This window comes from Bifidobacterium sp. LH_512 (assembly GCF_056356435.1).
Map to the genome: position 1 here is coordinate 591,641 of NZ_JBKEUE010000001.1, position 11,760 is coordinate 603,400.

The 11,760-nt window shown below is 54.2% G+C and carries 9 protein-coding genes and 1 pseudogene; 8 read left to right on the forward strand and 2 right to left on the reverse strand.

The genetic code is table 11. From position 1 onward, the window contains the following. The first annotated feature begins 16 nt into the window (after positions 1-16). The 4 genes from AC1AWD_RS02545 (at position 17) to AC1AWD_RS02560 (ending at position 7,511) form a co-directional block, all read left to right on the forward strand. Positions 17-1,852, forward strand: coding sequence for an ABC transporter ATP-binding protein (locus AC1AWD_RS02545; RefSeq protein ID WP_476563471.1), 1,836 nt, complete (start codon positions 17-19; stop codon positions 1,850-1,852). Then, positions 1,849-3,672, forward strand: coding sequence for an ABC transporter ATP-binding protein (locus AC1AWD_RS02550; protein ID WP_476563472.1), 1,824 nt, complete (start codon positions 1,849-1,851; stop codon positions 3,670-3,672). Before AC1AWD_RS02545 ends, AC1AWD_RS02550 begins: the two co-directional genes overlap by 4 nt. A 421-nt stretch (positions 3,673-4,093) precedes the next feature. Beyond that, entirely contained in the window at positions 4,094-5,188 is a 1,095-nt protein-coding gene (locus AC1AWD_RS02555; protein ID WP_476563473.1) for a site-specific integrase, read from the forward strand. A 7-nt stretch (positions 5,189-5,195) separates the two neighbouring features. Next, the gene (locus tag AC1AWD_RS02560; protein WP_476563474.1) at positions 5,196-7,511 is read left to right on the forward strand and encodes a DNA methyltransferase; all 2,316 of its coding nucleotides are present in this window, start codon (positions 5,196-5,198) and stop codon (positions 7,509-7,511) included. A 57-nt stretch (positions 7,512-7,568) separates the two neighbouring features. Here the strand turns inward: AC1AWD_RS02560 and lnu(C) are convergent, their stop codons facing one another. Next, positions 7,569-8,063 carry a lincosamide nucleotidyltransferase Lnu(C) gene (gene lnu(C), locus AC1AWD_RS02565; protein ID WP_002837187.1) on the reverse strand — a complete coding sequence of 165 codons (495 nt, stop codon included), beginning with the start codon at positions 8,061-8,063 and terminating at the stop codon, positions 7,569-7,571. Between the two features lie 23 nt (positions 8,064-8,086). Continuing rightward, the gene (locus AC1AWD_RS02570; protein ID WP_002837184.1) at positions 8,087-9,124 is read right to left on the reverse strand and encodes an IS1595-like element ISSag10 family transposase; all 1,038 of its coding nucleotides are present in this window, start codon (positions 9,122-9,124) and stop codon (positions 8,087-8,089) included. A 99-nt stretch (positions 9,125-9,223) separates the two neighbouring features. On the opposite strand from AC1AWD_RS02570, the pseudogene AC1AWD_RS02575 reads away from it, so the two are divergent. The 4 genes and pseudogenes from AC1AWD_RS02575 to AC1AWD_RS02590 all read left to right on the forward strand — a co-directional run. Continuing rightward, a pseudogene (locus AC1AWD_RS02575) lies at positions 9,224-9,451 on the forward strand (type IIL restriction-modification enzyme MmeI); the annotation flags it as partial. A gap of 24 nt (positions 9,452-9,475) precedes the next feature. Then, the gene (locus AC1AWD_RS02580) at positions 9,476-9,709 is read left to right on the forward strand and encodes a type IIL restriction-modification enzyme MmeI (RefSeq protein ID WP_476563475.1); all 234 of its coding nucleotides are present in this window, start codon (positions 9,476-9,478) and stop codon (positions 9,707-9,709) included. A gap of 50 nt (positions 9,710-9,759) precedes the next feature. Beyond that, positions 9,760-10,182, forward strand: coding sequence for a hypothetical protein (locus tag AC1AWD_RS02585; protein WP_476563476.1), 423 nt, complete (start codon positions 9,760-9,762; stop codon positions 10,180-10,182). Positions 10,183-10,244: 62 nt separating this feature from the next. Next, positions 10,245-11,612, forward strand: a complete 1,368-nt coding sequence (locus AC1AWD_RS02590) for an AAA family ATPase (RefSeq protein ID WP_476563477.1) — start codon at positions 10,245-10,247, stop codon at positions 11,610-11,612. Positions 11,613-11,760: the final 148 nt, after the last annotated feature.

Below are 11,760 nucleotides of genomic sequence, written 5' to 3' on the forward strand. Positions count from 1 at the left end.
AAGGAGAAACCACGCCGTGGTACTGTTATTACGATTCCTCAAACCATATAAAGCACTGGCGGCCGCAACGGTATTCGCACTATTGCTTGACGTGGCGGGCGCACTGTTCATCCCGACCATTCTCGCCTCGATGATCAACATCGGCGCCACCGAAGGCGGCGTCGACCATATCGTCTCCACCGGCATCCTGATGCTCGTCGTCACCGTGCTTTCCGGCGCCGGCGCGCTGGGCGGCAGCTATCTGTGTGCCAAATTATGCGCCAACGTGGGACGCGACATCCGCAATGCCATCTATGATTCGACGCTGCGCTATGCTGACGGCGATTTCAAGGAGTTCGGCACCGGCTCGATGATCACACGTACGCTGAACGACGTCAACGTCATCCAGCAGACGCTGATGATGAGCCTACAGATGCTCGTCCCCGTGCCAATCATCTGCGTGATGGGCATCGCACTGTCATTCGCGATCGACATGACGATGGGTTGGGTGCTGTTGCTCACCGTAGCGGTCGTCGTACTGGTCACCGTATTCGTGGTACGCAAAGCCGTCCCAATCTTCGACAGGCTGCAACGATTCATCGACCGCATGAACACCGTACTGCGCGAAAACATAACCGGAATCCGTGTCATCCGCGCATTTGGACGCGACGGCTACGAGCGCAAACGCATGGGCGGAACATTCTCCGACTATGCCGACAGCGCCATCAAGGTGAATCTGATGTTCGCCGGATTGGACAGTCTTTCGTTCTTCTTCATCAACATCGTCATCGTCGTCGTCATCTGGATCGGCGGCGATCGCGTGGGTGCGCATGCGATGCAGATAGGCGACATCACGGCATTGATCGAATATGCCATCCTGATTCTTTTCTATATCATGATGGCCGGTTTCGTGATGTTCATGCTGCCGCGTTCCTTCATCTGCCTCGGCCGCGCACAAGAGGTCATCGACCATAAGCCCTCGATCGAGGACGGTCTTCCCGATACCGCGTCCGACAGCGGGGCCGCGTCGGCGTGGAACGGACAGACCGACGACGGCCGGCCGGTTGCGAACGAGAAAGTCATATGCTTCAATCACCTCACCTTCCGCTTCGCGGACGGCGCCGAAGACACGCTGCAGGATCTCACGTTCTCATGCCGTCGTGGTCAGACCACAGCCATCATCGGTCCGACAGGTTCCGGCAAATCAACAATCGCGCGTCTGATGCTGCGCCTGATCGATGCAACCGACGGTCGTGTGCTTGTACACGGACGCAACGTCAAAGACATGACTCAACACGAACTACGCGAACGAATCTCCTACGTGCCGCAGAAGGCATGGCTGTTCTCCGGCACCATCGCCGAGAACCTGCGCTACGGCAACCCTGACGCCACCGACGAGGAACTATGGCACGCGCTCGACGTGGCACAAGGCTCGTTCGTGCACGAGCTGCCCGACAAACTGGAAGCACGCGTGGCGCAAGGCGGCACGAACTTCTCCGGTGGCCAGCGGCAGCGGCTCGCCATCGCCCGGGCATTGGTGAAGAAGGCCGACCTGTATATCTTCGACGACTCTTTCTCCGCACTTGATTTCGCCACCGATGCGGCGCTGCGACGCGCATTGGCAGATGAAATGAAAGATGCGGCCATGCTCATCATCGCCCAGCGTGTGAGCACGATCGTCAACGCCGATCAGATCATCGTATTGGCGGACGGCAAAGTACAGGGGCGCGGCACGCATGAGGAACTCATGCGCGTCTGCCCGACCTATCAGGAGATCGCGCGCTCGCAGATGCCGACGGAATCATCCGGCTCGACAGACCGACCGGCCGGTGGCGAACAAACCGGCGAACAGCAGATGGAGGTGACTCGATGAGTGATGCAACCGCAACGCCGATCCACGACGACGAAGAGGAACTGGAAGTTCCGCGCGATCTTAAAGCCACCGTGCGTCGTCTTTGGAACGTGGCCAAATCGCAGCACTGGCGTATCTTCGTCGTGTGCGTCAGCATCGTGCTGTATGTCGGTGTCACATTGATCGGACCAATGTATACCGCGTATCTGATCGATCTGATCTGGAATGAAATCCAAGCCGCCTGGCGCAACGGCGAAGCGTTCCGCATCACCTGGCACAACGGCGGTATGCAATGCCTGGGCCTGTTCGTGCTGTATACGTTGCAATGGGCGTTCTACTCGACACAGACCTTCGTGATGGCCAGCTTCGCCGAACGCATCAATCTGATTCTGCGCAATCGGCTTGGGGAGAAACTCACCAGGCTTCCGCTCAAGTATTACGATGCGCATCAGCCGGGTCGCATCATCAGTCGCATCACCAACGACCTCGACAAGATGAGCGAAGTGCTGCAGACCGGTCTGCTGCATCTGCTCGTGGCCGTCGGCCAGGTGACCGGCGCCGTCATATTGATGATAACGATCAATGTATGGCTGGCTTTGATATTCCTCGTATTTGCCGTCGGATCGACTTTCGTAACACGGTTCGTGGCGTCCAAGACCTTGGTGCTGGCCGCTGAGCGTCAGCGTGCGGTCGGCATCCTCACCGGACATGTGGAAGAGGCATATTCGGGCCGTTCGATCATCCGTGCCTTCAACCGGGAAGACTCCAGTTCGGCGCGTATCCATCGGGCTACGCAGGACGTGGCGGACGCGACACGTCGTGTGGATTTCATGACCAATGCGATCAACCCCGCGATTCGTCTGATCGTTCGTCTCTCGCAGGTGGTCATCGCGGTGATGGCCGGTCTGATGCTGGCCGCCGGGCAGCTCAGCGTGGGTGTGTTCCAAGCCTTTTTCCAATACATCAACCAGGCTTCGGAGCCTTTGACGCAGATGTCGTTCACCATCAACAACCTGCAGTCTGCGTTGGCCTCGGTCGAACGTGTCTTCGACATCCTGGACGAGGAGGAGATCGAACCCGAACCGGCCGAACCCGTGCACGCACCCGAGCCGATGCGTGGCCGTGTCGATTTCTCGCATGTCAAATTCGGTTACGATCCCGAACATCCTCTGATGAAGGACGTTTCGTTCACCGCCGAACCGGGGCATCGCACCGCAATCGTCGGAGCCACGGGTGCGGGCAAGACCACGTTGATCAATCTGCTCATGCGGTTCTACGAGATCGACGGTGGGCGGATTCTGCTTGACGGCGTCGACACACGGCGGATGAACCGCACAGAACTGCGTGGCGAATTCGGCATGGTGCTGCAAGACGCGTGGCTATTCGACGGCACCATAGCCGAGAACATCGCCTACGGGCGTCCGGACGCCACGCGTGAGGAGATCATCGCTGCGGCGAAGATGGCCCGCGTCGACTATTTCGTACGTACATTGCCTGATGGTTACGACACCAGATTGTCGAACGATGCGGAAAACATCAGTCAGGGCCAACGGCAGTTGCTGACGATCGCCCGCGTCATTCTGTGCGATCCGAAGATCCTGATTCTGGACGAGGCCACATCGTCCGTGGACACGCATACCGAACAGGAAATCGGCAAGGCAATGGATGCGCTGATGCATGGCCGGACCAGTTTCGTCATCGCGCACCGCCTGTCCACGATCGTGGATGCCGATCTGATTCTGGTCATGGATCACGGCACGATCATCGAACAAGGAACGCATCACGAGTTGCTGGGCGCCAATGGCGCCTATGCCCGCTTGTACAATTCCCAGTTCGCCTAGTTCGGAGCGGACGGCTTGGGCCGAACGCCAGCGGATATAAGATGACGTCCCCCGGTTTCCGGGGGACGTCATCTTATTGCGCTCTAGCTATTGCAGGCTCAGATGTGGAATCTGATTAACTATGTTCCGATGGAATGTTGGTATTATGCGAAAAATGGCTTTATTAAGCCGATTTTGAGATGTTTCATAGGTGGCTATAGACGGCTTTAGATTTCTTTAGATTGCTATTATTGGCTACCGTTTTGGCTACCCTAAGGAATATTCTGATCGTATGGCACGAAGAACACATGGAAGCGGCAGCGTTTACCCGGAACGCAGTGGAGGGTACCGGGCGACGTGTGAGCTACCTCCGGATCCGGCGACGGGGAAGCGGCGTCGTCTGGTGGCGCGTGGGCGCACTAAGGCCATAGCGTTGAAACGGTTGAAGGACAAGAAGCTGGAGTATGAGCGTTCCGGCCGTATGCCGAGTCAGACGACGCCATACTTGAAGGATTGGCTGGACAGGTGGCTGGACGAGATCGTCAAACCTCGTTTACGTCCTTCGACGCTGGCGACATATAGGAGCGTTGTCGAGGCGTTGATCAAGCCCGCGATCGGGGGTGTGCGATTGGGCAAGCTGGAACCAAAGCACTTCCGGATGATGGAGGAGTACATCACCAAGGGCGATGACACGTGTGATCCGCCGAGAAAACCCCGGAGCAGCGCGACGGCGGGCAGCGCATGGCGAACGTTGCACAAGGCCCTTGACGATGCCGTGAAGGAGGGAATCGTCGAATCGAACCCATGCGACCGCGCCGAAGCTCCGCGCGTCGTGCATGCGGAGCGCAAGATTCTGACGCCGGCTCAGGCGGGACAGCTCATTAATGCCGAGGACGATGCCATGTGGCATTTGATGTGGCGGCTTGCCTATGAGACGGGCATGAGACAGGGGGAGCGTCTTGGGTTGACGATTTCCGAAATCCAGCTGATCGATAACGTGGTATGTATCGTGGTCGAATGGCAGCTGAAGGTCTATAACAACGTGAAAGACATGCGGGACATTCCCAGTTCGCTCGGTGTCCGGCATGTGGCGGGCAAGGCTTATTTGGTACCGCCTAAGACGAATGCGGGGCGTCGCGTGATTCCATTGCCCGAATCGTTGTCGGTTGAGCTGGGGCGGTACGTCAAGGGTACTGGACGGATAAAGCCCGATGATCTGGTTTTCGTTCAGTCGGATGGAACGCCACTGAATCGTATGATCGAGACGCGGGCGTGGAAGAAGGCGCTGCGACGTGTCGGGCTGCCGGACGCTTACGTTCCTCATTCCGCCCGGCACACGGCGGCGACGGCGATGGCCCAGTTGGGAATGAGCGACAAGGTGCGTGAGTCCATCATGGGGCACAGCGACATCAACGTTACCAACCGGGTATACACGCATGTTGGTACGGCTGATGCATCCAAGGCCGTCAACGGGATTGAAACGCTGCTGGCGTTGAAGTCGGCGAATTTAGAGGAATCGGTGCGACCTGTGAGATGATTGGTCCATGAGTGTTGTGGAACAGCGGACGAAGGTGTGGTCGTTCATCGAGCAGTGGCGGGGGCATGGCGACGAGAAGCAGGAGACCCAACGTTTTTGGCTTGATTTAGTTCAGAACGTGTTGAATCAAAAAGATGCCATCAATCATACGCTGTTTGAGTACAAGACCGTGGGCAACGGCTACATCGACGTGCTGTTCCCCGAGGCACGTCTGCTTGTCGAACAAAAGAGCGCCGGCATTGATTTGGACAAGCCGGAGATTCGTCAAGGTACGCCGGTCACTCCCGTGCAACAGGCGTTGCGCTATGCGGACTCCCTGCCGTTCTCGCTGAAACCAGCCGTATTGTGCACCTGCAACTTCGACCGCTTCCGCTTCTACGATCTCGACCGAGATCCGCGTGCCACGGGCGCGCCCATCGACGAGTTCACGCTGAGCGAGCTCGGCGACCATATCGGCACGTTCCATCGGATCTTCAGCGCCGAACATTCCCGTCTTGTCGTCCAGCAGAAGCTCTCCGAACATGCTGGTCTGCTGGTGGCCGAACTGCATAATGCATTGGCTGCACAGTATGCTGATCCGGACAATCCGCAGTCGCATCACAGTCTGGCCGTGCTGACCGTCCGCATGGTGTTCGCCCTGTACGCGGAGGACGCGGGCCTGTTCCCGACGGACGCGTTCAGCGATTACGTGAAGTCGTATGACGCGGCGCACCTGCGCCGCGCGGTCATCGATCTGTTCAAGGTGTTGGACACCGCGCCCGTCGACCGAGACCCTTATCTGGAAGAGGAACTGGCGCGATTCCCGTACGTGAACGGTGGCCTGTTCCGCGATGCCATCGAGATTCCGCAGTTTACTGAGGAAATCCGGCGCGCGTTGATTCATGCGGGCGAGCATTTCTCTTGGAAGGACATCAGCCCGGTCATCTTCGGCTCGTTGATGGAGGAGGCCCTGTCTCATGACCAGCGGCGCAAGGGCGGCATGCACTATACGACGGTGAAGAACATCCACCGTCTGATCGACCCTCTGTTCCTGAACGATCTGACGGCCGAACTGACCGCGATCGAGAACGATACGTCGCTCGGCCATCAGGCCCGCGCCAATCGGTTGGCGAAGTTCCAGGACAAGCTGGCCGGCCTGAAGTTCCTCGACCCGGCCTGCGGCTCGGGCAACTTCCTGACCGAGACATTCCTCCAGCTTCGCGCGTTGGAGAACCGCGTGATCGCCGACCGTCTGAACGGCCAGGGCTACATGGACTTTGGTCAGGACACGGACGCGGGCTCATTGGTGAAGGTGCGCATCGACCAGTTCCACGGCATCGAGATCAACGATTTCGCCGTGTCCGTGGCAAGGACGGCGTTGTGGATCGCCGAACAGCAGGCGTTGGACGATACCGAGGCCGTGGCCGGCCAGACCTTGCCGCATCTGCCGTTGCATGACTCCGGCAACATCGTGCAGGCGAACGCCCTGCAATACGATTGGAACGAACTGCTGCCGGGCGATGAATGCTCGTATGTGATGGGCAACCCGCCGTTCATCGGCCATCAGCAGCGCACACAGCAGGTCAAGGATGATATGGAACTGGTGTGCGGCAAGGCCGGAGGCTCGCTGGATTATGTGGCCGGATGGTATTTCAAGGCTCTGGATTTCCTTGACGGGAATCCCCCCGCGCAATTCGCGTTCGTATCCACGAACAGCATCACCCAGGGCCAGCAGGTCGCCCCGCTATTCAAGCATGTGACGGAACGGGGATGGCGTATCCGGTTCGCTCACCGCACGTTCCGCTGGGACGCGCAGACCACGGATAACGCGAACGTGCACGTCGTCATCATCGGCTTTGACAGAGGCACAGGCGCGCCCGCATTGTATGAGTATGATGACATCAACGGTGAACCCGTGGAAACGCGGCCGTCTCATATCAACGGCTATCTGCTGGACGCTCCCGACGTGTTCGTGGAGGCGCGGAGCCAGAAGACCGGTCCGTTGTCGCCGATGCTGAATCTGACGAAATTCGGTTCTATGCCGTTGGATGGCGGGAATCTGCTGATTGATGATCGCGATGCTTATCATGAGGTCATGTCCGATCCGGTTGCGGCTCGGTATGTGCGTCCGTTCCGTATGGGAAAGGAACTCATTAACGGTATCGACCGTTGGTGTCTGTGGTTGGTTGATGCGGAGCCGGGGGATATGCGTCGATCTAAAATTATCAGTAAACGAGTGGCGGAAATCAAGGAATTTCGGGAATCTTCAACACGAAAAGCCACCCGTGAGCATGCTGCTACTCCGTGGCTTTTTGGGGAGGGCTATGTCACAACAAACAGTTGATAAATAGCCATTTTTATAGGGGAGTATCAGAACTCCCCTACAAACTGTTATTTGCAGTTATCTATACTCATTTGGAATTTCGATATGAAATGTCTCACACAATAACTTCACATCATGTGCATCATTTTCATCAAACTCGTATCCCAGATGGAACATTACTTGACTATATGGTTCAATACAGGAAACCTCTATTTCCTCAATTCTTCCTTTACCCGAAAAAGTTTCTACCGGAAAACAATCCCCATCATAAAGAATTTCACCTTCGTCCGTATATTCAAAACAATGCAAATCAATAATTCTGTTTTTCAAATCTTCCCATACAGTATGGTTCAATGTTGTATATTCCATCTTAATCTCATAAAAGCCATTAGCTTTCATTATTTCTATAAAGTTCTGATAATCGTTCTTTTCTACAAAAATGTCAATATCATTATGGGCTCTTGACTGATATCCAAGAAGAGCATCTACACCCCAGCCACCATCAAGAAAGACTTTAATCTCCGCATCTATTGCAAATTGAAGAATCTGTTTTACATCTGTTATATTGACCATCTTATCATCTCCACAAATTCTAATTAGGCGACCAGAGGAACTGCTGGTCTGTTTGATAAATCTCTGCATTTAGCAGTTTTCAATGTTGCCAAAACAAAAGTTAAGAAGATGTTCCTTTTCTCCATGTCGCTTTCTTTGGCGTAATTTACAAGGTTATTCCACACAAGATAGTTGTTCAGATACTTGGTAGAAACACCGTTAAAGCCACGCATAAACCTCTTTAGCTGGCTATGGTAGCTATTGATATGTTGGATATTATAAATGCCTTTCTTGGCTTTGCCAGTCTTTAACTGCACAAGGTCAATGCCATTGGCATTTGTAAATCTCACATAGGAGTTCATCTTGTCCGTAACAAGAGTGGAATTGGTCTTAATCCTACCATCATAAATATGATGTAAATCTCTTGTAGAAACTCTACCAGTATTCGTAATCTTGGAGATAGACAAGCCATTCCTATTAACCGCACAAGGAACACATACCTTTTCTTGGGACAAGCCTCTGATATGTGTAGAATGACCACGCTTATGAGCCTTGCGTGGCATAGCAAATGTCTTACTCTTGCTATGATTGCCCTTGTACGAGATGGCGAAAAAAGTTTCGTCAGCCTCAATAATGCCGTCAAGGGTAACATCGTCTGCCATATTCTGAAGTGCATCCAAAATCTTGTGTCTCCAAAGGAATGCGGTGTTTCTGTGAATCCCACAAGCAACAGCAGTCTTACGAATGGATAAGCCATTCATCATACAATCAATGTACTGCTCCCACACGGACAAGTCTTTTCTTGTACCAGACACAATGGAGTTCGTAGCAATCACGAAGGACTTGCCACAATCCTTACATACATATCGCTGTGTGCCATCTTTACGATGACCATTGCGAACCACATGGATACAGCCACAAAGAGGGCATACACGACCATTTGCAAAGCGTTCCTTTGCTACGAAATCTTCAATATTCAAAGACTTTACAAAGGCAGGACTTAAAAGCATTGTTTTAAGGCTTTCCTGCTCTGCGACAGTCAACTTACCGATAATATCTAATGCGTCTTTGATAGTAGGCATATCCAATTACCTCCTTCGGTGGTACTGTTTCTTACTATTTCGTCAAAAATCAACCATTTGTTGTGACAGAGCCTTGGGGAGAATCATCAGCCTGAAAATCATTATCTTGCGATACCCGCTTTCTTTAGCGGAAAAAGAGAATATACGACGTGTGATTGGTATAGACCTGACATCATTGCGGGAAATAAGATTTACACCTGTATCGATCCTGACGGTTTTAATTTCGCTGTCATCGAGTCTGCAATGTTTATGGCATGGCAAAAAGCTGTTGGAGGAAGGCTGAAAAGTGATCCGGGTTTCTCGAACACGGTCGTTTGGAATATGCTTCCGCTTCCTGCCGTGGATGATGCCATGCGCACCAAAATCATTGAAGCAGGAAAAGCTGTGTTGTCAGCCCGCGCGAATCATCCCGGCCAATCATTAGCCGACCTGTACGACCCCGACTACATGCCGGTCGATTTGCGTAAGGCCCATGAAGCGTTGGACAAGGTCGTGGACGTCGCTTTTGGCGCTTCCAATCCTTGTCGTTCGGAAGATGAACGGTTGGAGGTACTGTTCAGGCGATACCGTGAAATGACGGATTAGTCCGTTCGCTTTGTGTAGCGGCGCGTCGTAAGACGCGCCGCTTTTTTTATTTGTCTGATTGGTTTCTCGTTTTTTTTGCGCGTGCGCCGTTGCATAGGGACGGATTAGCAGTTTGGGATTGGCCCAAGCTCCCTCATGAAAGGTTGGTGGCCATTATGGCTTCTGTTCCCGTAGATGTAGCCCGTTTCGGCGCTTTGCGCGTTGAATCTGTGCAGGCGAAGGTTTCCGCTGATGGAACGCAGCGGCGTGATCGTCAAACCGGTATGCCGTTGTGGGTTGTTCGTGTGCTTCGGCGGCCGCCGGTTGGTCGCTCGGAATTCGTGAACATCACGATTCCGTCTCCTGCGGAGCCTCCGCTTGTTCAGGATGATTCTGTTGCTTTTGTGAACCTTGTGGCGTCTGATTATCACCTGGACAATGGGCGTTCTGGGCTGACCTTCCGCGCCGATTCGATTGATGAGGCTGCTTTATAAAGGGTTCGTTAAACACAGGGGACGGGCGTTTTGTTCGTCCCCATTCTTTGAAGGATTTTATTATGCGTCGCAATGATTCTTCTCATTCTTTGCTGTCTGCTGTTGCGCGTTGTGTGATTGCATGCGCGATTACCGTCATATGGTTGCTGGTTGCTGGTTTTATTGTCGGGCTCGCGGATGCCAGTTGGCGGTCTTTGCTGCTACTTGCTGGCTGCTTGTTGGCTTTGCTCGCGTTTGCATTATGTTCTTCTGATGGGTCGGCTCGTACTGTCGCACGGTGGGTACTGCCGGTCTGGGGTGATTTGCTGCGTTATCGGAAGAGGAAGGCTCGACGTCGAGGCAACAAATGGCTGCGTGAATCCGGTTTGGTGCACGATTCAGCTGATGCTGTCCCTGTGAACTATGAGGTGTATGAATGGCCCGATCAGGTGGAGATTCTTGACCTCGATGCATACGGTGTGACCGATGAACGGGTGCGTAAAGCCGTACGGGAATCACTGTCTTATTGGCATGCGATGGATTATGAAATCGAGCGTACTGGGAGTACCGGATGGATTATCCGTTTGTATGACGTGCCACGGTTGGATTCGCTGCGCGTTCCTCGTGTATTGGATGAATTGCCTGAAGCTTTGGGGCGTATCGATGCGGACGGTGGTCACGTATCTATCCGTGTCGGACGTGTTCTGTCTGGTGATGCTTGGCTGGATTTTTCTGGCGTCGCCGGAATTCTTCTCGCGGGGCAGCCGGGCATGGGCAAAACGAATGCTGTCAATATCATCTTGTCCGCTCTGATCGCTCGGCCTGATTTGGCTGACGTGTATGTGTTGGACGGTAAGGGTGGCGAAGATCTTAAATGGGCTCAACCTGTTTGCAAACGATGGAGCAATGACGATGGTTTCGCCGAATCGCTGGACATGCTGCGGTCAATTCACGCTCTCATGAAGGAACGGTTGCAAACGAATCGGCAAAGATATGGGGACAGCAATGGATGGCATGTTTATGGGCGGAGTGATTTGAAGCTTGTCGTGATGGTGATTGATGAGGTGCAGTCCTATACGGGGGCGGTCTCTAAGGAATCGAAGGAATTGCAGGCCGAATTCGTCAGGCTGCTCACGGACATAATCAAGAAGGGTAGGTCCGCCTGTGTCGCGGTCGTTTGCGCGACGCAAAAGCCGACGATTGATGCCATGCCTTCGAGCTTGCGTGATGAAATGGCTAAACGTTACTGTTTCCGCGTGTCGACGTCAGACATGGCTCGCGCGGCCTTGGGCGTTATTCCCGACGATGGGCCGTCTCCGGTCGATATCCCTTTCGCGGCTAAAGGACTGGCCGTGGGCACGTCCGATGGTGGGGGATTGGAGTACGTCCAATTCGATCATCTGCCTGAATCGGTGATCGATTCTCTACTCGGTGGAAGTGACGAATCGTAGTCGCGGCCCGATAGGGCAAAGAGGGATTTGAAGGAGGAGGGGGCGGAACGGGCAACGTTCCGTAGGCTGTCAAAGAGGCCGTCAGCGTGAACACGGTCCGCGTAAGCGGACTCGCGGCATTAGCCGCGACCGTAGGCGTGGGCACGTT

What these genes read in the sequence shown, in the direction of transcription:
- AC1AWD_RS02550 (WP_476563472.1), top strand. Translation starts at nt 1,849, where the DNA reads ATGAGTGATGCAACCGCAACGCCGATCCACGACGACGAAGAGGAACTG.
- AC1AWD_RS02570 (WP_002837184.1), bottom strand. Translation starts at nt 9,124, where the DNA reads ATGCCTACTATCAAAGACGCATTAGATATTATCGGTAAGTTGACTGTC.
- AC1AWD_RS02580 (WP_476563475.1), top strand. Translation starts at nt 9,476, where the DNA reads ATGCGCACCAAAATCATTGAAGCAGGAAAAGCTGTGTTGTCAGCCCGC.
- AC1AWD_RS02590 (WP_476563477.1), top strand. Translation starts at nt 10,245, where the DNA reads ATGCGTCGCAATGATTCTTCTCATTCTTTGCTGTCTGCTGTTGCGCGT.
- AC1AWD_RS02560 (WP_476563474.1), top strand. Translation starts at nt 5,196, where the DNA reads ATGAGTGTTGTGGAACAGCGGACGAAGGTGTGGTCGTTCATCGAGCAG.